This window comes from Sporolactobacillus inulinus, from assembly GCF_006539285.1.
Lineage (GTDB): Bacteria > Bacillota > Bacilli > Bacillales > Sporolactobacillaceae > Sporolactobacillus > Sporolactobacillus inulinus.
The window spans coordinates 25615-48321 of sequence record NZ_BJMS01000027.1 but is presented as its reverse complement, the minus strand read 5'-3'; the positions used below and the strand labels follow the sequence as shown (position 1 = coordinate 48321).

At 38.7% G+C, this 22707-nt stretch carries 19 protein-coding genes and 3 pseudogenes; 8 read left to right on the top strand and 14 right to left on the bottom strand.

What is annotated here, in order from left to right; translation table 11 throughout:
• The first annotated feature begins 210 nt into the window (after window positions 1-210).
• From SIN01_RS05640 to SIN01_RS05605, 7 genes and pseudogenes are all read left to right on the top strand, one after another.
• Complete coding sequence (locus SIN01_RS05640; protein ID WP_010024819.1) at window positions 211-2055, top strand: ABC transporter ATP-binding protein; 1845 nt, start codon at window positions 211-213, stop codon at window positions 2053-2055.
• The gene (locus SIN01_RS05635; RefSeq protein WP_047035323.1) at window positions 2052-3905 is read left to right on the top strand and encodes an ABC transporter ATP-binding protein; all 1854 of its coding nucleotides are present in this window, start codon (window positions 2052-2054) and stop codon (window positions 3903-3905) included. Before SIN01_RS05640 ends, SIN01_RS05635 begins: the two co-directional genes overlap by 4 nt.
• Before the next feature lie 127 nt (window positions 3906-4032).
• On the top strand, window positions 4033-4581 hold the full coding sequence (locus SIN01_RS15380; protein WP_162198731.1) for a tyrosine-type recombinase/integrase: 549 nt from the start codon (window positions 4033-4035) through the stop codon (window positions 4579-4581).
• Window positions 4580-4687, top strand: a pseudogene (locus SIN01_RS15190) (RNA polymerase subunit sigma); the annotation flags it as partial. The gene SIN01_RS15380 and the pseudogene SIN01_RS15190, both read left to right, overlap by 2 nt.
• Window positions 4684-4914: a helix-turn-helix domain-containing protein gene (locus SIN01_RS05620; protein WP_010027523.1), complete on the top strand. Its 231-nt coding sequence runs from the start codon at window positions 4684-4686 to the stop codon at window positions 4912-4914. The pseudogene SIN01_RS15190 and the gene SIN01_RS05620, both read left to right, overlap by 4 nt.
• Window positions 4915-5427: 513 nt before the next feature.
• Window positions 5428-5649: a DUF3173 domain-containing protein gene (locus SIN01_RS05610; protein WP_010026914.1), complete on the top strand. Its 222-nt coding sequence runs from the start codon at window positions 5428-5430 to the stop codon at window positions 5647-5649.
• A gap of 5 nt (window positions 5650-5654) precedes the next feature.
• On the top strand, window positions 5655-6848 hold the full coding sequence (locus SIN01_RS05605; protein WP_010026913.1) for a site-specific integrase: 1194 nt from the start codon (window positions 5655-5657) through the stop codon (window positions 6846-6848).
• A gap of 133 nt (window positions 6849-6981) precedes the next feature.
• Here the strand turns inward: SIN01_RS05605 and SIN01_RS05600 are convergent, their stop codons facing one another.
• From SIN01_RS05600 to SIN01_RS05560, 9 genes and pseudogenes are all read right to left on the bottom strand, one after another.
• The gene (locus tag SIN01_RS05600) at window positions 6982-8220 is read right to left on the bottom strand and encodes a tyrosine-type recombinase/integrase (protein ID WP_010026912.1); all 1239 of its coding nucleotides are present in this window, start codon (window positions 8218-8220) and stop codon (window positions 6982-6984) included.
• A complete protein-coding gene (locus SIN01_RS05595) occupies window positions 8213-8419 on the bottom strand; it encodes a DUF3173 domain-containing protein (RefSeq protein WP_029548309.1) in 207 nt (68 codons plus the stop codon). Before SIN01_RS05595 ends, SIN01_RS05600 begins: the two co-directional genes overlap by 8 nt.
• Window positions 8420-8916: 497 nt before the next feature.
• Window positions 8917-9081, bottom strand: a complete 165-nt coding sequence (locus SIN01_RS15650; RefSeq protein ID WP_084688971.1) for a helix-turn-helix domain-containing protein — start codon at window positions 9079-9081, stop codon at window positions 8917-8919.
• 58 nt (window positions 9082-9139) lie between these two features.
• Window positions 9140-9607: an RNA polymerase sigma factor gene (locus SIN01_RS05580; protein WP_010024635.1), complete on the bottom strand. Its 468-nt coding sequence runs from the start codon at window positions 9605-9607 to the stop codon at window positions 9140-9142.
• A 272-nt stretch (window positions 9608-9879) separates the two neighbouring features.
• Window positions 9880-10596, bottom strand: a complete 717-nt coding sequence (locus SIN01_RS05575) for a 4'-phosphopantetheinyl transferase family protein (protein ID WP_010024634.1) — start codon at window positions 10594-10596, stop codon at window positions 9880-9882.
• Window positions 10593-11963 (bottom strand): MFS transporter, encoded by a 1371-nt coding sequence (locus tag SIN01_RS05570; RefSeq protein ID WP_010024633.1) that lies wholly within the window; start codon window positions 11961-11963, stop codon window positions 10593-10595. Before SIN01_RS05570 ends, SIN01_RS05575 begins: the two co-directional genes overlap by 4 nt.
• Window positions 11953-12795: an alpha/beta fold hydrolase gene (locus SIN01_RS05565; protein ID WP_029548143.1), complete on the bottom strand. Its 843-nt coding sequence runs from the start codon at window positions 12793-12795 to the stop codon at window positions 11953-11955. The genes SIN01_RS05570 and SIN01_RS05565 overlap by 11 nt, the downstream gene beginning before the upstream one ends.
• On the bottom strand, window positions 12792-13583 hold the full coding sequence (locus SIN01_RS15545) for a thioesterase domain-containing protein (RefSeq protein WP_272947209.1): 792 nt from the start codon (window positions 13581-13583) through the stop codon (window positions 12792-12794). Before SIN01_RS15545 ends, SIN01_RS05565 begins: the two co-directional genes overlap by 4 nt.
• Before the next feature lie 96 nt (window positions 13584-13679).
• Window positions 13680-15494 (bottom strand): annotated as a pseudogene (locus SIN01_RS05560) (non-ribosomal peptide synthetase); the annotation flags it as partial.
• A 302-nt stretch (window positions 15495-15796) separates the two neighbouring features.
• Between SIN01_RS05560 and SIN01_RS15760 the strand changes: the two are divergent.
• Window positions 15797-16638, top strand: a pseudogene (locus SIN01_RS15760) (IS4 family transposase); the annotation flags it as partial.
• An 88-nt stretch (window positions 16639-16726) separates the two neighbouring features.
• Here SIN01_RS15760 and SIN01_RS05555 read toward each other — a convergent pair.
• The 5 genes from SIN01_RS05555 to SIN01_RS05535 all read right to left on the bottom strand — a co-directional run bounded on the left by SIN01_RS05555 (window position 16727) and on the right by SIN01_RS05535 (window position 22583).
• Entirely contained in the window at window positions 16727-17023 is a 297-nt protein-coding gene (locus tag SIN01_RS05555) for an ArsR/SmtB family transcription factor (protein ID WP_010024626.1), read from the bottom strand.
• A 216-nt stretch (window positions 17024-17239) separates the two neighbouring features.
• On the bottom strand, window positions 17240-18400 hold the full coding sequence (locus SIN01_RS05550; protein ID WP_010024625.1) for a murein hydrolase activator EnvC family protein: 1161 nt from the start codon (window positions 18398-18400) through the stop codon (window positions 17240-17242).
• 855 nt (window positions 18401-19255) lie between these two features.
• A complete protein-coding gene (gene merA / locus SIN01_RS05545; protein ID WP_010023127.1) occupies window positions 19256-20890 on the bottom strand; it encodes a mercury(II) reductase in 1635 nt (544 codons plus the stop codon).
• 20 nt (window positions 20891-20910) lie between these two features.
• Window positions 20911-21303: a mercury resistance transcriptional regulator MerR gene (gene merR, locus SIN01_RS05540; protein WP_010023125.1), complete on the bottom strand. Its 393-nt coding sequence runs from the start codon at window positions 21301-21303 to the stop codon at window positions 20911-20913.
• A 116-nt stretch (window positions 21304-21419) separates the two neighbouring features.
• Window positions 21420-22583: a geranylgeranyl reductase family protein gene (locus tag SIN01_RS05535; RefSeq protein ID WP_010023123.1), complete on the bottom strand. Its 1164-nt coding sequence runs from the start codon at window positions 22581-22583 to the stop codon at window positions 21420-21422.
• Between the last annotated feature and the right edge of the window lie 124 nt (window positions 22584-22707).

The window sequence follows — 22707 nt, the reverse complement described above, 5'->3', positions numbered from 1 at the left end:
TATATATAATCACTTTCTAAAGATGACATGCTTCCTGAATCCCCACTATTTTGCATCCGTACATTAATTTACATCATGAGGTATCTATTATCTATTTCAAAATCTATGTGGGAAAACATCCTGTTTTTGAGGCCAAGCACAAAATAAGATATTAATCTTTTTAATCATCATAATATATGCTAGTTCAAATTTTATAAGGAGTGAGAAGTGGTGGCGTCAGAATCTTTAAAGCCAGAATATACTGTTTTCCAAAATGTGAATTACATTGTCAAAAATTTGTGGTATTGGCAAAAGTCATTACTATTAGTATCCTGTGTCAGAATACCAGCTTTAGTCCTACTACCTTTTATTGGTATTTTAATACCTAAAATAATCATTGATATGCTCACAACGCACGCAAGTTTGTCGCATTTTATGATGGTCATAGGCGCTCTTACTTTAGCAGTGATAATTTGTAATACCATTAGCCAATACCTCGAAAACTGGACGAGATGGAATGCCATTACGAATCGGATTAATTATATAGGTCTAATTTTTATGAAGTCTATGGATACAGATTATGAGAATTTAGAAAATCCTGAAGGATTAAAAAGACAAGAGAAGGCACATCGTGCGGTCTCTGTTAATAGCAGTGGTACAGAGGCGATTATTGATACACTGGTATTGCTGGTTGTTAATTTAGTTGGGCTCCTTTTCTATGGCAGCATACTATCAATATTAAATCCGCTTTTAATACTCTTTCTATTCATTACAGCAGGCATTGGATTCCTTGCTACATATTCCTCGCAAAGATATGAACACAATAACAAAAACAAGTGGACTTTTCTAGACAAGAAAATAGATTATATACTGTCTAAATGCTCAAGCTTTTCATCAGGGAAAGATGTACGCATCTTTCCTGCTGCACAGTGGTTTGATAAATGTTTTAAAGAACTAATCAAAAAAAGATCTATCTGGTGGCGGAAAGTAGAAAACCGGAATTATTTTGCAAATGGCCTCGTTGGATTTATGGCTTTGTTACGCGATGGACTTGCCTATGTTTATCTTATTTATCTTGTTTTAAATGGTAAAATGTCGGTTGCAAATTTTACCCTTTATTTTGGAATGATTGCAGGATTCTCAGTGTGGCTTACCAGTCTAACCGATCAAATAACAAAATTGCAACATATAAGCCTGGAAATATGTGATGTTCGTGATTACCTTGCTTTTCCGGATCGATTTAATCGCGGGCAGGGTGAGCCCTTGCCTCAAAAAGACGCTTGGCCATGTTCTGTAAAATTTGATAATGTATCTTTTTCTTATCCAGAAAGTAATAAAAAAATATTGGATAATTTCTCTCTAGAGATCCGTGCAGGTGAAAAGCTGGCACTTGTTGGAGAGAACGGGGAGGGTAAAACAACTTGTATAAAGTTACTATGCGGTTTCTATCATCCTTCTTCTGGGCGCATCCTCATAAATGGTAAGGATATGACGACTTTCAATCGTGACGACTATTATCGCCTTTTTACAACGGTGTTTCAGGATATACATATTAATCCAGTTTCTATCTTGCGAAATATCGCACCAGCACTTGACACGCCAATTAACAAAGTTAAAGCCAATCAATGTATAAAACTTGCTGGTCTAGAGAAGAAAATAGACAGCTTACCTGCAGGTTTGAATACCCCAATGATTAAAGAAGTTAATGAAGAAGCTGCCCAATTTTCTGGAGGAGAATTGCAGAAGCTGTTACTTGCTCGTGCCCTTTATAAAGATTCTCCCATTTTAATTCTTGATGAACCGACGGCTGCGCTTGATCCAATCGCTGAAAACGAGATGTATCAACGCTACGGCGAATTGACTTCAGGAAAAACATCCATATTTATTTCCCACCGTCTTTCAAGTACACGATTCTGTGATCGAATTGTTTTCTTGTCGAAAGGAAGAATTATTGAAAGTGGTACACATGATGAACTAATGCAACAAAATGGGAATTATGCCAAATTGTACAACATTCAAAGCTACTATTATCAAGGTAAGATTAAATCAATCGAAGCAGGTGGTGATTTCCAATGAAATCCGTTGGATCAAAAAGGCAATTCAAAAGCTTTTTCCGTGCATTGAGAATGATCCAAAATATGACACCCCTATTAATACCTGCAACTGTCCTGAATGCACTTTTACAGTCTTTTATGCCTTTCATTCCTATCTTTATGACTGCAAGAATTATTGACGAACTCTTCGGTGCAAGGTCAGTTGCACGCCTCTCACTACTGGTCGTCAGTACAATTGTGCTTAGCTTTATTGTGTTTCTAATACTCAAGGGAACCGAGCGAATTAAAAAGATCTCAAATCAACGGCTTTTTTATTTGGGAAAATACGAAATGGATCGGTTGATACTAAGAACAAATTATGAGAACACAGAAAAACCACGTTTTCATTTGAGAAAACAAAAAATAGAAGATGCCTCCATTATAGGTAAAAGAGGGATATGGAGAATCCCTGATTTATTGGAGCGAACTTTGACTAGCTTTTGTACTGTCGTGATCTCTATTATCCTTGCTTACCCAACATTTATACCCTCCAAGTCTCAAAATGCAACTTCTTTCGAGTCATCAATATGGCAATCTATAGTGTTGATCATTCTCATTATTTTATCTTCTTGTTATTCACTATTTTCAAACTCAAGATTTAGTAAAAAATTTTTTAAAGAATTGGACCATGGAATGAAATTCAACCGACTGTTCTCTTACTATGAAGATTTGTTAAGGGATGACAATAGATTTGGAAAAGATGTGCGGATTTATCATCAGAGCGAGCTTATATTAAAATCATTTAATGATTTTAATAAACTCAATACCAGATTCCAATCAAATATCGGTAGACTACAAGGAAGGTTTTCGGGCATCAATGCTGCAGTTACATCCATAATTAGTGGTTTTGTTTATTTATTTGTTGGCATAAAGGCATTGAATGGTTCAATAAGTATTGGATCTGTCGTTCAATATGTTGGTGCGATTAATCAGTTCACAACCTCTTTCTCAAAAATGATCACTTCCATATCGGACAGTTGGCATAATATTAAATATGTCCAACTGTATTTTGACTTCTTAGACACACCAAGTTTAAAATCTGAAGGACAGATTCCAATTTCAATAGACAGGAACAGCAAATATGAGATTGAGTTTAGAAACGTTTCATTTAAATATCTTGAATCAGATGCCTATGCTTTGAGAAATATCTCGTTAAAAATTAACAGTGGTGAGCGTATAGCAGTAGTCGGAATGAATGGCTCTGGAAAAACAACTTTTATAAAATTGCTTTGTCGGCTTTATGATCCACAAGAAGGACAGATTTTATTAAATGGAGTCAATATACAACAATACAAATTTCAAGACTATATGAATTTTCTTTCTGTAGTTTTTCAGGATTTCCAGCTTTTTGCTTTTCCATTAGGACAAAATGTCTCTAGCGATATAAATTATGATGAACAACGTACACTAGAATACCTGGATGAGGTTGGAATTGGTGAAAAAGTTCGATCCCTGCCAAATGGATTAGAGACGCCTCTGTACAAAGTGGATGAAGATGGAGTGGACATTTCAGGTGGAGAAGCGCAAAAAATCGCGATCGCTCGTGCTCTGTATAAAGATTCACCATTCATCATCTTGGATGAGCCAACCGCAGCTCTTGACCCGAGAGCTGAATTTGATATTTATTCTAAGTTACAGAGAATCGTAAAGAACAAAACGATCATTTTTATCTCACATCGTTTGTCTTCCTGCCGGTTCTGTAATGAAATTCTCGTTCTCGATAAAGGAAAACTGATTCAAAAAGGTACTCATGATGAACTGGTCCAAGACAAAAGTGGCAAATATTTTGAACTGTGGAATGCACAGGCACAGTATTATCAATTAAATTCTTGAGTTTTGTCTTCTCATACGTCTATTACTACGGTTATTAGCCTATTATATTCTTAGTTAAGATAACTCACATCACATTTGGTGTGAAAACAATAGTGGCTTTATCAGTCGTATCACACCATTAAGACAATTGGGGAAATTTCTGAATGGTATTGGAACAGAAGCATATATTCTCCCCGATTCTTTTCATGGTCATGTTTCCCATCGCATCCCTCATATCTTTACGGAAGAAGAATTATTTTTATTTTTTGCTGCGACAGATAGTTTGACTCCTTGCTATCAATCTCTTGCACGACATCTTGTTGCCCCCATTCTCTTCCGTTTATTGTATTGTTGTGGGCTACGGCCTTTCGAAATAAGACTCTTAAATAATGAAGACGTTAACCTCAAAACAGGAAACATTTTCATTAAACAATCAAAAGGACATAAAGATCGCATTGTCATGCTTCCCCATGATCTCTTGAAAAGTTGCCGCACCTATAGAATAAAAATGAACTGTTTTTTTCCTGACAGTAACGCTTTTTTCCCAAACCATATTGGGGCTAATTATTCTGCACATCAGTTACGGTATCTTTTTGAACTATGTTGGTCAAAAGCAGGCATTAAAAATTATGAATTTCCAAAACCAAGGGTATATGATTTTCGACATACCTATGCGACATATCGCTTGTATCAATGATACACAAATTGCAGAGTTGCTGAAAGTGAACCGTTCAACCGTCTATCGACACCGAACCAGTGGACTAGCTTTTATCAAAAAGTTTATGGAGGGACATGCCTTATGAAAACAACTCATAAAATGGTTCCTTTTGATGTGATTGTAGCAGCTACTGATGGTGATACAGATGCGATCAACCGTGTTGTGAAACACTACAGCGGTTTTATCACTAAGCGCTCGCTTCGTCCGATGAAAGACGACTATGGGAATCATCATATGGTTGTGGATGAAATGCTCCGTGGTCGGATTCATACCCGGTTGATTACCAAAATCTTATCTTTTGAAATCAAATAACCTTTATTCTCATCGTTGATATATATCGATGTGGGTCCACGTTTTTCAAGCAAAGAGTTCGCCATTCTATTCAAGCAATCTGCAACAGTTTGCTTGAACAGGCTGACAAGCCAATGTTCCTTGACAACTGAATCCAGCAATCGAATACGTTCCGATAAAGAAAGAGCCAGTGGGCTGACACGCCAAGACCTAGTAAAATAGCGAGCGACTCCTATCAGTGACCCCACAGCCAATCCAAGGCCGGATTGGCTGCCATGACTTCTTTATCGGGATAATGATACGCCCGTATCGCCATAGTCCGAGCGTTAACAGCGTCGCAGGCAGTGGGTGCGGCTGCATGAGAACCATGCAGGGGTGAAACTCCCGTGAGCTTAGCCAAAAGCTGTTCGATGTGTGCATAAATGATTTTGTAAGGAGTTGAGACAAACAGATTTTCTCATCGAATCAAAAATATTTGCTATAATTATAGGCGAATATTGGAGTTTTCTTAGCCTATAGTGGAAAGGAGCATCGATGATCACCGTCACTAAAAAAGACTTAATTAAGCTAGGATACGGAAATTCTTTTTCAGCCGATATCATTAAAAAAGCAAAAGAATTGATGATTGCCAAGTGGCATTCTTATTATCAGTCCAGAAAACTGGACAGGGTGCCTCGTGAAGCTGTTGAAGAACTTCTGGGGATCACATTTGTGAAGGAAAACAGGTCTGATTCGTTTTTGCACGGTCAGGAGTAAAAACGATGATCACAGACCCAATTAAAAAAGCCAAAAACGGAACCTACTATTTCCGAGCAAATCTAGGCTATGATTCAAGCGGTAAAAAAATCCAAAAATACCGCAGTGGATTTAAGACAAAGAAAGAAGCACGAGCAGAATATTCCAAGTTGCTGCTGATGAAACCTGAGGAACTGACCCATTCAAAAGATAAGATGTCATTCAAGCAGTATGTAGAGGAATTGTTTCTACCGTGGTACAAAACAAAAGTAAAGATGCAAACCTATGAAAACCGATTAAATATCATCTTGAAACATTTTCCCTATTTTTACAAATTGGCAGTTTGCGAGATTGAACCGATTCACGTGCAAAAATGGCAACTCAGCCTATCAAAGAACCTAAAGCCTTCTTACGTTCGAGCAATACAAGGATTGTTCTCCATCGCCATGGATCGAGCGGTGGTCCTTGGCATCGCAACCTCAAATCCATCTAAGATCATTGGAAATGTCAAAAAACAAAAGCCACAAATTGATTTTTGGACAAAAGAAGAATTTGAGAAAGTCATTTCGTTGATTTATAAAGAAGACTTTTATCAACATTTTCTGTTCATCTCTCTCTGGTTCTTGTTCATGACAGGAATGCGCATTGGTGAAGCGACTGCCATTCAATGGGATGATCTTGATTTTGAAACAGGCGTGCTGTCAATTGACAAAACGCTCTATTACAAAAATCAGAGTGATTACCGTTTTACTGAGCCCAAAACCAAAGCCAGTGTCCGTCACATTGTGATTGATCCCACGACGTTAAATCTCTTACAAGAGTGGAAAGAAGTGCAGCAGAAGCTGATCAAAACAAACTTTGTGATGAGTTATAACGGTATTCCTACTCAAAAGCATACCATCGCTTATGCGATTGGACGTTATGCGAAAATGGCTGGCGTTCACCGAATCCGAATTCATGGCTTGCGTCATTCTCACGCTTCGCTTCTGATCAGCATGGGCGAAAACCCGCTCATTATTAAAGAGCGTCTGGGTCATAAAGACATTGAGACGACCTTAGGAACCTACGGCCATTTGTATCCCAACAGCAACTTTGACGTCGCCCATAAATTGAACGGAGTCATCGCCTTTAAACCGGCACAACAAAATTACGATGATTCCCCAAAGAACCAATTCACGGTCAACTATCTCAGAAGACGGGAATATGAAAAAGTGCAATGAAAGTGCAATGGGAAATTAAAAAAGAGCCGAAATGCCCATGAATACTGGGTTTCCAGCTCTCCGATTCCTACTCCCACTCTAAGTTTGCAGGTGTCGTCAAAATGCCTTTATATCAGCATTTCCAACACCTTTTCTATACCTTGGCGGGGATTCTGGCGGAACTCATTTTTTTAATTGCTTGATTGCCATTAAATTGAATCGCTGACTTTGGAGCGGTTTGAATATGGATATTTCCAGCCATCTCTTCAGCGATTAATTCGTCAATGCCAGACCATAAATGAGAGTAATGCTTCAACGTAATTTCGGGACTTGAATGTCCCATTCGTTTGGATAAAATTAAAACAGAAACATTAAATTCATTGATGAGATACGAGGCATGGGAATGACGCAACCCTTTCGCTTGAATACGGTGAACATTGGCTAATTTAGCATAGCGTCCAATAATTCGAGAAAGAGTGGATTTAATCATGGGCATGCCGTCATAGCTAAAGACAAAATCTTGAATATTCAACTCGGATTGTCGTTCTTTCCAATCTTTAAGCACTCGAATGGTATCATCATCCAGCGAAATGATTCGCTTTCCATCAGCGGTTTTCGTGTAATTTTTGCGTTCCCAGTCCATCTTATTTCTCATAAATAAGATATGATGAACACGAAGCCGCTTATTTTCAAAATCAATGTCCTCCCACCATAAGGCTGTTCCTTCACTCACTCGGATCCCTGTCATAAAGTAAACCCACAACATAACAAAACACAAATGTTCATATAAATCATCTAAACAAATCGTTGAAATGACTTTTTCAAACTCTGTTTTTGTCCAATAAGGAACAATTGCTTTTCCCTTTGGGATGGGTTTGACTTTTTTAGAAATATTGTACTCAAGATACTCCATTTCAACAGCCATATCCAAGCTCTTGCGAAACACACCAAAAACCAAACTAGCATACGCTTGAGAATATCCAGCCCCATCTTCAGAAAGTAACCACGTCCGATATCTTTGGACATCTTCTATAGAAAGTTTTCGAAGTTGGATGGCTGAGAAGCGATCTCTCATACGCTCTAAAGTACGTTTACGAACATAGAATGTACTTTCTTCTACATCTGTCTTGTAAGCAGGAATATAGACGTTATCCATAAACTGACCATAAGTCATATGATAATTCGCATAACCCTGAGTGGACAAATACTCATTCTTAACGCGTACCAATTCCTTGTAGGCTTGCAAAGCAGAAGTGAACTTTTTCCCTTGGCGATTGGTTCTTGATTTTTTTCTTAATCGTTTTCCAGTCAGTCGATCTTTTCCTAATTCCGTTTCATAATAGTATTGTCCAGTATCATCAACATAAACACCAGAATACTTTGTTTTAGCCACGAGTGTTTTTCTCCAATTCTAGTCCACATCCTAGAATCGATTCAACAGTCTCTTTTGGCACACGCCCTAAGCGCTTATTATTGTAAAATGGATATCCTTGTTGTACCATAATTTGTTTTGCCTGTCTAATGATATTAACAGCCGTATATTTAGAGTATCCTTTTTTAATTAAATCATCTTTGGTTATTAATTCATTCATAAGGCAAGCCATTCCCCCTTTAACCTCAAAAGATAATTCAATAAGTTTGAATCTCAGAATTACCGTCTTTATGGTTATTAATTGATTAGCAAATCGAACAGCTTTGGCAAAGCTCACGGGGGTCTCACCCCTGCATGGTTCTCATGCAGCCGCATCCATTGCCTGCGACGCTTTTAACGCTCGGACTAGGCTATGCGGGAGTATCATTATCCCGATAAAGAAGTCATGGCAGCAATCCTGCCTTGGATTGTTTGTGGGGTCACTGACAGGAGTCGCTCGCTATTTTACTAGGTCTTGGCGTGTCAGTCCGCTGGCTTTTTCTTTATCGGAACGTATTCGATTGCTATATACGACGCCTGATTAGACGTTTTCTTTTTCAAAGAACGTAGGCCTTTGTCAGCCTATCAAAGCATACGAAGTAATCAATATGCTTTAATAGAATGACAAATTCTAAATTATCGCTTATAATAAATCTTGTTATTCGTGTTTATAGGATACTAGATTTCAAAGTCTAAGATCATTTGCAGTAGAGCAGTGGTCAGCTGTTCCTGCATCTCTTTGTCTACGAAGAAATAACCGTTGCTGTATTCGTCTGTGAGCGTTTTTGTAGCAAGTGTGACAATATAGCCTTCGTAATGTTTTAATATATATTGAATGGCTATGGCATCACCACTGTTTCTGCTTCAATGATAGAAAAGGGGATCAATTTTTTCTTCTCTCTCATGGCTCGTCCTCCAATAGCGTTTTGAACATTTCTAATGCACTATGGCGGTTGCGATAGACTGTGCTTCGGTTTACACTTAATTCTTTAGCAATTTCTGCGTCTGACATTTCCAGAAAGTAGAACATCAGAATAATATCACGCTTGCGCTTTGACAAAGTATCCAGCGCTTCAGCAATTTGACAATCAGTAACTTGCACATCCATTGATAAGACTTTATAAAATCGACGGTCCAGACGGTAAGTATCAGTAGTGTGTAATTTATTTATATCTAAGTCTGAAACTTCTGAAAATAGACTTTCGTGCCTTCTTCGTCTACCAATAGAGCGACGGTAGTTACTTTTAGTACGTATCATCACCTTTCTTGCCATATAATCAAATTGAAACTGTATGGTTGTCTGAAAATCATCTTGAATCTGATAATTAACCTTTTCAGGATGTATTTTGTTGAAAGAAGATGGCCTCACAAGTATCACCCCCCTTCCAAGTCAGCAAGAAAAAAGAAAAGTTTGATTCTTTTTCTCTTTCATACTGACTCTCACCAAAGGGAAGCTATTTGTTGCAGGAAACCCCCTATCTAAAGTATTGAAAAAAGCCCGAACGGATGTAATCATCCATACAGACTTTCGAGTGCATATACATAATCTTTATTATTCAGACAAGTTTTTACAAGTTAAACAGTAACAGTGGGTATGCTAGTAATTTCATCAAATATAGTTACCTGGTTCATTATTATAATCTAAACCTCTGGATAATTCGTTGATGGGACAGCACCATCATAAAAAATTTGAGAGTCAACCATCTGAACTTTTTCTGTTTTTCTTGTATCAGCTACTGATAGGATATAATCATTATCTATCTCATACTGCTTAAATTTCCAAATACAGTTTAAATTCTCTCCCTCTGATGTAGTGGATATTTTAGGATACCGATTCTGATTAAGTTCAATAGAGAAAGAGGATAAGTCTCTGCTTAAACCTTCCCCAACAGCTTTTAGAAAACATTCCTTCATCGTCCAGATCTTAAAAAATCGTTTTTTCCGCTCCAAACTATTCTTTGAGAGCTTAAGAAATTCGCATTCTTTCTGCGTAAAAAATTGCTGAGCCACATCCAATTCAATATCTTGAATCTTTTCAATATCTATTCCAACAGGCTCATTATCTACCACGCAAACTACCCAGCTACCAGAGTGTGAAAGATTAAAATGAACATTTTTTGGGGTCATTAGTCGCGGTTTTCCATTTATTCCAGTACAAAATTTAATTTCTTGCTTAGAACAACCGCTAAATTGATTGACCGCATATCGTACTAAAAGTTCAGCAAAAACACTCCTAATTTTGTCTTCTTGTTTTCTGTATTCCTTTATCCTAACAATTCGTTCTTTGCTAATCCTTGACAATAACTTTTTGTATCGCAAAACCTCAATATTGAAATCAAGCTTTATCGCCCAAATCATTTTACAAGAGTTGAGCGGAGACCGACTGAGGAAAGAATGCCGAGTAAAGAAAGAACACTTGATCCAATCATTGCAGCGCTAAAGCCATTCGTAAATGCCGTTGTCGTCACTATATCTCCAAAGGCATAGAAAATGATGACAGAAACAGTGATTCCTACTGCACCACCAAGGAGCCGAAACATATTATAGATCCCTGACGCTTTAGCAATCTCAGCTCTGCTGACAGAACCAAGTGCTGCTTTCTGCAATGCGGGCCCTGCCATTGAAATTCCAGCACCGGCAACGATAAGCGGAATAATCATTAACCAATATGGGTTCCCTGGTACCGAACTCAGCACAATCCACAAATAACCTATTCCTTGAAGAAGCAGACCAGTGATCGCTACCAAGCGCTCACCAAATTTATCGACGGCTTTTCCAGCTATTGGCGCGATAATGACCAATGTCCCTGTCCAAGGTAAAAGTTGAAGCCCGGCAATCAATGCGTTTGATTTATCTGCAACCTGTAAATATTGTGGCAAGAAGAACACAACGCCATACATGGATGCATAAAGCAGAAAAGTAGAGATGACTCCACCACTGAAAGTCCATGATTTGAAAAAGGAAAGTGGAATCATTGGCCTTTTTTCATACCTCTGTCTCAAAACAAAAACGACTCCCAAAACAATGCTGAGCACACCAACAATTAGTGTTGAATTCTGGATCATTTTAGAAGTACTTTCTGATAACGCCCAGATAATCCCTGCCGAAGAAAGGACAATGAGTATAGAATCAATGATGTTTAACTGATTGTCCTGTAACTGAGTTTCTGGTAGTTTACGTTGTGACAGATAAATACCAATAAGACCTATGGGAACATTGATCCAGAAAATCCATTGCCAGGCAAGCTTAGCAACAATCAGGCCACCCAGTGCAGGCCCTACAATGAGAGCAAGTCCGCCTATCCCACTCCAAATACCCAGAGCCTTTCCGCGTTCGGAAGGAGGAATGGATGCCGTTAATATGGCCATCGACATAGGGGTCATTACAGAGGCACCGATTCCCTCTATGACCCGGGAAGCGATCAAAAGATCGATATTACTTGATAATGCACAAAAGACTGAACCCAAAACAAAGATAAAGAGACCGATATTATACAGCCTTCTGTGTCCGATGCGATCTCCAATCGAAACACCAATCAATAAAACAGCTGCAATTGTAATGTTATAGGCATTGAGCGCCCATTGTAGCTCGCCAACCGAAATTCCAAAGTCATTTCGAATCGCTGTTGACGCGGTTGTTACAATCATCGAATCCATCATCGCCATGAAGAAGCCAAGCGATGTGAGCACGAGTACCCAAGTTGGATTTGTTTGTTTATTTACCATTGGATACCGCCCTCCTGTCAACTCCACTGAGATGCTCAATAATTTTCTGCAGAAATATCTCTGGAGACGTTACTGGGACAACATGCATTGCGCCTGGAATGATCTGTATTATTGAATTGGGAATTATTTTTGCAGCTTCCTTTGCGACAAGCCTATACGCAGGACGAGCATACTCACCATAACTTATAGTAACAGGGCACAAGATTCTTTTTAAGTCCTCCGAAGAAGCTGGTAAATTTGGGGCACTCCGTTCAGTAAACATCAACGGAACTGTGCTTGCATTATCAAAGAATCTCTGTTTTAGTTCCTCATCGAAATCTTCAAATACTCCTTCCCGATTGCAGGCTCCATTAACAATATATTTAACAGCTTCTTTTGTATTCCCAGCTTTTACTGCTCCTATAGCGGGGCCAGCCATTTCTACACGATCACGCTGGATTTGCTGCAATATTTTTTTATCTAAAACAAAAGATGAAATGCCAGGTTCATAAGCAAACACGGATTTAACCAGATCCGGCCTTCTTGCAGCAACCAGCAAAACAAGTGACGCTCCATATGACCATCCAACGAGGTGAACAGGCGGAGTACAAACTTTTTCTAAGAAATCAACAATATCTTCTATATGATTATCAACACTAAAATTACTTTCTCTGAACTCCAGCGAGTCTTCCCAAAAACCCTCGAGCGTAGGAAAAAAAAGATGACCCGAATCGTACCAATGCTCTCTTACCTGTGACCAAATCCGTCGATCGGAAATATAGCCATGAACAAACACGATCTCTTCGCCCTGCCCGACCTCGTCATAGCATAGGGCACGATTGTTACTCATCATTTCTCAGCTCCTTGTTTGCTAACCATTTTCGATAACTCGGATCGAAATATCTCCTGAAATTTATCAACAAATTCAGGATTGAGGATTGTATGGTGCTCTCCTGGAACTTCTATGTACCGCACAGGGGAGCGAGAATATTTATCCCACTTCTTTAACATTGTTTCAAAGTAATCCGCTTTACTTCCCCATATCGGTTGAGCATAAAAGACGGTAATGTCATTTACGCTTCCCTTAGGTTTGTAAGAACCTCCAATTTGAGAAAGACCATAAGCCAGATCGTTCCAGTGTTTAAATGTCGTCAAATCTTGTCCAAGCTCTCGAATTCTCGAGGTCGGTGCCAATGAAAAAAGATAGTCTACTGGATTTATATCCTCAGATTCTCTTAGATAATTACCAAGAGTATCAAGTTGACTTTTATCAATAAAGCCGAGAAAGAAAGACAATATAAGAGCACTTTCTACCCTATCAACCTTACCTCGTGGATGTTCAATTACTGGCGGAGCATCAATTACTAAAACATGTACCTTCTCTCCCATCGCTTCCAAAGTTTGTGCAACTGGTAGTGAAACTGGACCACCATAGGAATATCCTGCAATGTAGTACGGTCCATGTGGTTGATATTGCTTAATAGCAGCAGCATAGGTCGATACAAGTTCATCAAAAGATTCAAAAAATTTCTCGTTTGGATTGAATCCACGTGCTCTTAAAGCATAAATAGGTCTTTCATCCATGAAAAAATTAGCCAGATTTACAAAAACCAGAACCTCTCCGACTCCTGGGTGAATCATAAAAATGGGTGCTCCAACTCCTTTTTTCTGAAGCGGCACGATTGGATTGTATTCTTTATTATTAGCTGTTTTAGAAGAAGCAAGATGAGCTATGCCTCTAGGTGTAGGGTCTCGAAGCAAGTCTACTAAAGAAAAATTCCGTTTGGTGTCAAATTGTCCTTTAAGACTAGTAAGTAAACGTAATATCTCTAGCGATGTACCACCTAGTGAAAAGAAATTACTAGTCGCACCTATTTCTCCTGTTGAAATCCCTGTTATCTTAGAAAATAAATTGATTATTTTCTCTTCGTATCCATTCTCAGCAGGCACAATTGGTGGAGTATATTCTTTTTCTAAACTAGCAAAATCTGCTATTAAGCTATCAAACTCTCCTGATTCGTATTTCTTTCGCAGCTTAGAACGCTGAATTTTACCAAGACTTGTCTTAATAAGTATATCTTTGGATACAGGAAGCACTAAAAGAGGACGGAATCCCCAGCGTAATATTGTGATATTTCTAATCGCAATGTTAATATTCCTAAGTTGTTGAGGTGTATTATAATCACTCAGTGGAGTATAGAAAACAACAAGTGACTCGGTATCCGATCCAACTGGCCGCGTTGAGAATGCAGCAATAAAAGAAGGCGCTATACCTTCAAGACTTCCAATTACTGTTTCCAGTTCGTAAAGAAAGTAATTGTTACCATTAACAATAATGCTATCTTTACTTCTCCCTACTAAGCGTAAAGATCCTGAGTCAGGCTCAATAATGCCAAGATCTCCTGTTTTAAACCATCCATCTTCAGTAAATGCTTCCTTTGTAGCTTTTTCATTGGAATAATATTTATTGAAGATCATAGCACCGTGCAGCTGAAGTTCCCCTTCTTGGCCTGGGTTCATGACCTCCCCGTTTTCCCCAAGAATTCGAATTTTCAAACCAGGAATAGGTTTCCCGAGAGTTGCGAACTCACTCTTGCCGATTTCATTCTCAAAATTAGTTGAATAGATTGATCCAGCACAGGTTTCAGTCATACCAAATGCTGGCCAAATGACTGAACGTTTCATACCTAGATCTGCAAATGCATTTAAGAAGCGGTCTCCCGTTTCACATACGTTAGCCTCACCTCCAGAAATAATACGTTTGAGGCAAGAAAAATCCATTTGCTGAATTTTTTCTGGCAAACCATTTGTACCATCTATCAGTGAAGTGATTTGTCCCAGTAGGAAGTTAGGTGTAAATGTATGTGAAACTCGATATTTGCTAATTATTTTCAAAAAAAAGAGTGGATCTGAAACAATATCAACCGCTGGAACTTGAATCTGCGTTGAGCCCGTGAACAATGGCAAGAAGTGGCACTCTGTTAATGCCGCAACATGATCAAAAGCAATCCAATTCATGGTAATATCGGTATCCTCTATTCCTGTAGCAAGTCGCTTTCCTTCTAATGAATTAAGGATATTTTCATGAGTCAGAGTAATTGCTTTCGGAGCACCTGTTGAACCAGAGCTCAGCATTAAAAAGGCAATATCCGGAACATTATCGCTATCGACTTTTGCAGGTGCAGATACAGGGTTATGTAAATCTTCTACCTTTAGGATTTTGTTATCTACATCAAATAATTTAAGGTTACGCGATGAAATGATAAAAGTGGGATTATTAAGCAATTTTGATATATGGTTTAGATTGCCTCTCCATACTTCCATATCTGCAACTCGTGGAATTATTGGGCAAGGTATTATTCCTCCCAAAACACAGGCCCAAATTAAAGGAATGAAATCAGAGTGTTCCTCTAGAGCTAAGACGACAATATCTCCAGTTTTAATTCCGCTTTGATGCAAATTGTTAAGTATCAACCTAGATTCGTTATAGGTATCAAGATAAGTGGTGATTTTTTCCCCTCTAGAATCTACATAAATAATTGATTTGTCTGGAAAATTCTCAACAGATTAAGAAATCATTTCGGAAAGATTTGCTGGATACCGATGAAAGCCCTCTTGTATTCCACGTTTAGCGGTAATATTATCGCTTATCATAATTATCCCCATCTCCTTTATCAGTTCAAAAGTACAAATTGTTTTAAACTATAATATATTATACTGCTAATGCATTAATGGTTCAATAGTACAAATACATTTGAACTTTAATGTAGTATACCACCTATATATTTACTTTTCAAGAACGTTATCTAGTTTAATATTTCTCAAATCAACTTTCACAGTTCAAAAATAAGGACGTGACCCTGGAATGGTCAGACGGAACCACGTTTCTCCCCGTTAACTTTTCCCTGCTCAGTTTAGAAAAAACAGTGATAAATAGGATTCATGCTGGTATCGACAAGAAGTGTTCCGGATACAAACGTCGGATCAAAGCCTTGCAGATAGCTCCAGATCAAATTCCTGCCATGGTGGAACGGATGTCAAGGGGGTTCATGCCCCCTATGTCCTGATGGACAGTTGGTTCACACAGCAGCTGCTGGTCAAAGCGCTGACCTGTCAGGGACTAGATGTCATTAGCATAGTGAAAGCGACAAATCAGCGTTATCAGGTTGACCGAAACAGTTTGGATTAAAACCTCTGTTCCGGCTCGCTGAACCAGTCGCCAGTCAAAAAGGCATTCTGTGTTCAATCCGCACCACCCTGCCAATTGGATTCCGTCCAAAGTGGTTTTCGCACAAAACCGTTACCAGCAGGACCGCTGGATTGTCATTTTTAGTACCGACTGCACGATGACGGAATATAAATTATCCGAATCTAAAGAAGAGACGGGACATTGAGTTCTTCTTTAAAACGACCAATTTTTTCTAAAACTACAAAAATAATTTTAGGGACGGTCGTATGACCCCATGATCAGCCATACAGCAATCGTATTTACTCGGTTCATTCTTTTCTGGACTGGCGAAACCGCTGCAGTTCGGACGAACTGACACTAGGCGGCATGTTCTAAGAACCTTGCGACGAAATAAGGACCCTGGATTGGGGCGTTGCCCTGACCCATCTACTTGACCTTTTCCATTTAGATTTAGCCGAAACCAAAAATACAATCAAGAAGTGTATCGTCTGTCAACTCCAGCAATAGATTGACAGACTACCCAACTATATCAGGGTTTACCTACCAGGATTAAGCTGCGAAAGTTGCGTTCTCAATAAACAAAAAATTTCTAAATTCAAAGAGAATCTAGAAATTTTGTCACATATTTATCAAAGATATCATAATTAAGAGAAACATATTTCTCTCTGGACTGCTTTCGTGTAAGAATTAATCCTGCTTCTCGAAGAATTTTAAAATGATAAGAACCTGCAGATTTACTCATTTTAACTATCTCTCCGATTTCACCACAAGTTACCCCTCGATTTACCTTTTTTAAATATCGAATAATCTCCAATCTGATTGGATCCGATAGAGCCTTAAAAACTTTTACTCTTAATTCATCTTCTTGTTTTTCTGTTAGTTTAATAATCATAATACTATTGTATCAACTTCAGAGAATTTTATCAACCGAAATTACTATTGAATAAAATAGATACACCTCTGAATTGGCTATAATAATATAATGAGCTCACTGATGAAAACCACCGTACAGCTCATTCTATCTACAAGCTTAGTATAAAAATTTTTTATTCTATACCTGATTTTATAATTGTATTCTACTAAAATCTAATCGAAATTCAAACGGCTTTTATTGAATATAGCTCACTGGATTAACTGCCCCTTTATGTGGTGGTGGAGTCCAAGGGCCTATATACAATTCAAAATGCAGATGAGACCCAAATGATTCGCCTGTATTACCCATTCCGCCAATCACTTGTCCCTGAGTCACTCGTTCACCTGTAGATACATTATAAGCGTTTAGGTGAGCATAGACCGTCGTATACAATTTTCCATCAATTTGATGGGAAACCATTACCGTATTTCCATAACTTGAAGATTGATACGCTCTGAAAACTACTCCGTCAGCTGCAGCCTTAACTGGTGTTCCCTCACTGTTAGCTATATCAATTCCTGGATGAAAGCTGTTATCAAATGACCGATTACCAAACCCAGATGAGATATAACCCTGAGTAGGATTAATAAAATCTGATTTGTTTAACGATAACTTTTTTAATGATAAAGTCGATGCTCTATTTTCTGCTGAACTCGTTTGAGCCTTTACAATGTCCTTTTCTTCCTTCTTATCCATTGACTTTTCTTTAATTTTGGATGCTTCTTTTCTTAATAACGCTAACTCATTTTTTTGATCTTTCTGTTTCTGAAGTAGATCATTTTCTAATTTTTTTAGATCTGCCAATCCATTTTTCAGATTTATCAGTTCTTGTTTTAGTATCTTTTGTTTTGATACTTGATCCTTCTTATCTTTCTCTTGAGCAGTCAGTATTTTGTTATCTGTTTCAGTAATCAATTTCAAGGCGAATAATCGATCCAGAAAATTTCCAAAACTATCTGCACCAAGAAGAACATCAAGATAACTGATTGCCCCTCCATTTATGTAAATGGAACGTATCCGTTCTTTTAATAATTTATCCCTAATACTGATCTGTTTGGTAAGCCGATCAATCTGATCTTTCATCGATTCGGATATTGCTTCACTTTCAACCAGTTTAGATTGTTTATCTGCTACACTTCTTTTTATCTTCTCAATCTGCTTTTCGGATGATTTAATTCTATTTATCGCTACATCTTGTTGTCTATCATTCTTCGACAACTGTTGCTCAGAAGATAAGCTTTGTTTCGTATTGAATTGACGTTCTGAAGTGGCGTGTGCGTAGCTCTCCGTATAACTCGTTATCAACAAAAACGCTGTACCCAAGATCATTGTTGTGCGTAAATATTTTCTTTTCACTACTATCTTTCCCCTTTAGCTTCTTTTCTTTTCTTTGGAGTTTTAAGGTGAAAGACCCCCGCTAGAGCCATTAATCATATCGTAACAGTTCAATATGACAAATTTCGACATGTTTCGATCTCAATATTATTTCGTTTAATTAATTAATCGCGATTTATTTTTTTATCTGAAACCTCCTCAATTTCTCTATAATGTGGTTTAGTTATTAAAATAATGATAATCAATAAATGTGTGGATTTTGTGTGGAAACTATGTAGAAACAAATTATGTTGTAAGATTTAGAACATGTTGATGAACATCACTAAATACGATGATTGATAGAAATAAATTGAGGAATAAATATGAAGGAAAGAGCTGTTCATGAATATTCGGAAATGGCAAAAAGTCATGGAAACAGATCAGGTGCTCACCCTGTCGGTGGGTGCTTCTCAGTTGATTTCCGTGATTTGTGAGAAAACCAATTTAATGAAACGATCAATCATCTGCCGGATTGGGATGAGATCCGTTCGAAAGCCTCTCTCGGCGTTCGGTCGAGCGTTGGATCACCTGCACGAGGCCGGCCCCTGGCGTGTGTATTCCACCCCTGTCTCTTTCCGCCTATCAGAAACCGGGTCTCCCGGTGTCCGGTGTCCGCAGCGATACCACATCCTATTTGTTTTAGGGCAGCTACACTTCGCCAGATGGGGCGGACGGGACACCTGCCATTACGTATGGCTACAGTAAACAGCATAATCCTGATTTGAAGCAGATCGTCATCGGGGTTATACTTTTTTAAATTATGAGAAAAAGCCGATTTCCCATTTTTAAGGAAAAATGGGAAATCGGCTTTAATTTGTTTCTTTATTATTAACATTGTTATCCTGCACAACAAGAAAGTGTAGATATATCTTTGTCAAATGTGAGTGCTGCTAACCTTAAGCCTTCGGCCATAGTGAGATAAGGCGTGAGGGTATCTTGAAGATCTTCCACAGTCATCCCAAACTTTACGGCTAATGTCGCAGCATAGATCACGTCTCCCGCATTTTCAGCAACAATATGGACGCCCAAGACCTTGAGTGTCTTTGCTTCTGCCACTAATTTAAAGACACCAGTCGTCTCTCGATTAACGATTGCTCTGGGCACGGTACTTAAAGGCAGAACAGACGTTTTTACCTTAAGGCCTTTTTTTATTGCCTGCTCTTCCGTTAATCCAACCATGGCAGTTGATGGAGTTGTAAACATAACGCTCGGTACAAAGTCTAAGTCGGTTTTTTGACCAAGTCCTCCGACGGCATTGTCTGCAGCAAGACCGCCTTGATAAGCAGCGACATAGACGAATTGCGGGCCGAGCGTGACATCCCCAGCTGCATAAATACGTGGATTGGTCGTTCTGGAAAATTCATCAATGAGGACTTCACCCCGGGTACCGACCTTAACGTTTGCTGAATACAGATTTAAGTTTGCTGTGTTCGGTTTGCGTCCTGTTGCGACAAGCAACTGCTCTGCTTCAATAACTTGTTCCTTACCCTCAGTCTTTATATGGACTTTCTTTATCTGCCCGTCTTGTTCGATACGCTTGAATTTTATTCCGGTAATAAAATGAATACCTTGTTGTGTTAAAGCTCGTGTTATGGTTTCCGATATTTCCGGATCATATTTTTTTAATAATTGATTGCTCTGCTGCATCAATGTTACTTCCGTACCTAAATGATGAAAAAGCTGACCTAATTCAAAACCTACATAACCGGAACCGATGACCGCAAGACGTTTCGGGATCTTTTTCAGTTCAAGTAAAGTTGTGCTGGTTAAGAAATCCACATGATTTAATCCGGGAATATCGGGTATGAGCGGTGAAGCACCGGTGGCGATTAAAAAACGCTTTCCCGTCAGTTGTCTGCCATTCACTTCGATCGTTTTTTCATTGACAAACTTTGCCTCTCCTTTAATAAGTTCAAAACCATAAGTTCCAATTAAATTTTCATACTTTTGGATCCGTAATGTTTCAACCAATTCATTTTTTTGCTCAACCAGTTGCGCTAAATCAGCTTCAGCTGCTGAAGTGTGCAATCCCTTGAATGGATGATTTTTTGCCTGGTTATTAATTTCCCCGGCTCTGAGCAAGGTCTTAGAAGGAACACAGCCGATATTAACACAGGTACCGCCAACTATACCTCGTTCAATCATTGCCACTCTGGCGCCATACTCTCTGGCTTTAATGGCTGAAGCAAAAGCCGCACCGCCAGAGCCAATAATAATGTAATCGTAGTCGTCTTCTTTATCAGAATCTCCTTCTGATTGGATCTGCATAAAATTTACAGGTTGATAGTGTGCTTCAACTATTGCCCGTTCCACAGTCTCCTTTTTAATACTAACCGGGAGCCCAAAAAGAGCTTCCCCACGTTGATAATTAACCTTAATGTTTCTTGCACCAATATGTTCCAGAGTACTTGCCACATGGTCTTCACACCCGGCACAAGTCATCCCCTGAACAGTCATTCGATACGTTATCATATGATTTCCTCCTCGTATTCTCACATTAAGGATTCAATAATGGGGCACTCATAAATCTCTTTATTCTCAGGACATCTTTTTTTCAGATCGACAAGCATCTTTTCAAGTTTGTTTAATTCCTCGATTTTATGCTGTATCTCACCAATCTTGTTAACGGTAAAATCATATATATCTCTGCACTTCACTTCATTGCGGTCAACAACGCCTAACAACTTGTCAATTTCATTCAATGTAAATCCTAATCTCTTCAACTTTTTAATAAAATTCACTCGGTCCACTGTTTGAGCCTTATAGATACGGTATCCTTTCGCTGTACGAGAGGGAATTGGAATTAGCCCCAGCCGTTCATAGTACCGGATCGTTTCTTTGTTGACGTAAGTTCGGCTGGCCAGCTGTCCGATTCGTAACCCCATTTGTTTCACCTCATATACAATATAAACCCTGTACCAAAGTACAGGGTCAACCTTTATTCCTAAACATAACTCCGTATCATGACGGTAATATCATTAATTGGTCTTTTAGAATGGACTCAAGTGAAAATAGAGCTTTTCAGATTCAAAAAATGGCCGTACGATTTTACTATATTGAATTTCTTGTACAGTTTGCTATAATCTCTTTTTCCTTCTAATACATCAAAAACTAAGCTTAATAACTTAGGAAAACGAGAAACAATCTTTTGCATCAATTTCGGATTTTTGTAAAATTTCCGGCCAAACTGATCCAATGTACTGAGTTCGGGCATGATTGTCAGATCAACATCTCTTTGATAGGTTAAGAATGCTTCACTATATCTATCCCTGATCGACTTTATTAAATGGTCAGAAAGTAATTCAGCACTCCACAAAGCATAGTAGATGCCCTCTCCGGCAAATGAATCGACCAGTCCGGCTGCGTCTCCGATTAATGCTGTTCGTTGCGTCATGATTGGCTGCCGGGTACCGCCAGCAGACAAAAAAGATCCCTTCGCGCTCAGCAGATCTCCACTCATTTCCTGATGGTCCAAAAATGAAAGCAAATATTTCGACATCAATTTCTGACTTAACGAGTAAGAACCGATGCCTGCCGATAGAATTCCATTTTTTGGAAATATCCATATATATCCATCGGGTACTCTGGTATAATCAATGATAACCTTGTTTTTATATTTTGCGTTTGTTGCCTGGTCACATCTGAATTCATATTCCAATGCCAGAGCTTTCCTTCGTTCCGACATTAACCCCACCTGTTTCGCAACGATACTGTTTACGCCATCGGCTCCAACCAAATACCGTCCTGAATATTTCTCATCCCTTGTAAATACATCGACCCTTCCACCGTACTCGACCACTCTTTTAACGAAGGAATCCTCTTTCAGTTCTGCACCACAGTCAACGGCATGTTTCGCCAGTAGTTGATCCAATTCGTCTCTCATAACCATATAAATAAACGGCGTTTTATGTTTAAACTCCTGAATGTCATGATTTCCTTCCACCGTGATAAGTGAAGTGATCTGATCTCGAATAATCGGTGTGATATCAATCGGCATTTTCAGGAGGGCTCTCTTGGTAACCCCGCCTCCACATACTTTATAACGTGGAAAACTTTGCTTCTCTAAAATTAAAACATGAAGTCCTACTTCAGCAAGCTTTGCTGCCAGTGAGCTGCCACCAGGACCTGCTCCGACAATAATTACATCATAAATCTTTGAATCCATTTTGTTTCCAACCTTTTAGCCTTCAATCTTTTAGAGACTGATGCAATTCTCACATCATGAAAATACGTACATTCCTCATAAAAATAGAAAGTCACCCTATGTCCTGCTTGCCATTTGCTAAAAA

What these genes read in the sequence shown, in the direction of transcription:
- SIN01_RS05635 (WP_047035323.1), top strand. Translation starts at nt 2,052, where the DNA reads ATGAAATCCGTTGGATCAAAAAGGCAATTCAAAAGCTTTTTCCGTGCA.
- SIN01_RS05620 (WP_010027523.1), top strand. Translation starts at nt 4,684, where the DNA reads ATGAAAACAACTCATAAAATGGTTCCTTTTGATGTGATTGTAGCAGCT.
- SIN01_RS05610 (WP_010026914.1), top strand. Translation starts at nt 5,428, where the DNA reads ATGATCACCGTCACTAAAAAAGACTTAATTAAGCTAGGATACGGAAAT.
- SIN01_RS05605 (WP_010026913.1), top strand. Translation starts at nt 5,655, where the DNA reads ATGATCACAGACCCAATTAAAAAAGCCAAAAACGGAACCTACTATTTC.
- SIN01_RS05595 (WP_029548309.1), bottom strand. Translation starts at nt 8,419, where the DNA reads ATGAATGAATTAATAACCAAAGATGATTTAATTAAAAAAGGATACTCT.
- SIN01_RS05575 (WP_010024634.1), bottom strand. Translation starts at nt 10,596, where the DNA reads ATGATTTGGGCGATAAAGCTTGATTTCAATATTGAGGTTTTGCGATAC.
- SIN01_RS05570 (WP_010024633.1), bottom strand. Translation starts at nt 11,963, where the DNA reads ATGGTAAATAAACAAACAAATCCAACTTGGGTACTCGTGCTCACATCG.
- SIN01_RS05565 (WP_029548143.1), bottom strand. Translation starts at nt 12,795, where the DNA reads ATGATGAGTAACAATCGTGCCCTATGCTATGACGAGGTCGGGCAGGGC.
- SIN01_RS15545 (WP_272947209.1), bottom strand. Translation starts at nt 13,583, where the DNA reads ATGATTCACCCAGGAGTCGGAGAGGTTCTGGTTTTTGTAAATCTGGCT.
- SIN01_RS05555 (WP_010024626.1), bottom strand. Translation starts at nt 17,023, where the DNA reads ATGATTATTAAACTAACAGAAAAACAAGAAGATGAATTAAGAGTAAAA.
- merA (WP_010023127.1), bottom strand. Translation starts at nt 20,890, where the DNA reads ATGATAACGTATCGAATGACTGTTCAGGGGATGACTTGTGCCGGGTGT.
- merR (WP_010023125.1), bottom strand. Translation starts at nt 21,303, where the DNA reads ATGGGGTTACGAATCGGACAGCTGGCCAGCCGAACTTACGTCAACAAA.
- SIN01_RS05535 (WP_010023123.1), bottom strand. Translation starts at nt 22,583, where the DNA reads ATGGATTCAAAGATTTATGATGTAATTATTGTCGGAGCAGGTCCTGGT.